Below are 265 nucleotides of genomic sequence, written 5' to 3'. Positions count from 1 at the left end.
CTCTGCAAGCTGTTGGGTTGTCATGTTGCGCAACACAAACTTCAAACAGAGGCTCAATACGGTAATGGGAACTTTGTGCGGATCGGTGGTAGCCAAAATGAATTTATCGTGTTCAGGCGGCTCTTCCAAAGTCTTCAGCATGGCATTGAACGAGCTTTTGGAAAGCATATGCAGTTCGTCGATGATATAGAGTTTGTATTTACCCGCAGTCGGCGCATATTGGGCGTTTTCCTACACTTCGCGGATATTGTCGATACCTGTATTC

1 pseudogene is annotated in these 265 nt (G+C 46.0%); it reads right to left on the bottom strand.

Features of this window, described 5'->3' with window-relative positions:
- A pseudogene (locus ACTHSX_RS10685) lies at positions 1-265 on the bottom strand (DNA polymerase III subunit gamma/tau); the annotation flags it as partial.

It is taken from the genome of Neisseria sp. P0014.S002 (assembly GCF_051958295.1).
GTDB classification, from domain to species: Bacteria; Pseudomonadota; Gammaproteobacteria; order Burkholderiales; family Neisseriaceae; genus Neisseria; species Neisseria flavescens_B.
Note: the sequence above shows the minus strand (reverse complement) of the source record. Positions and strands in the feature narration are given on the sequence as shown.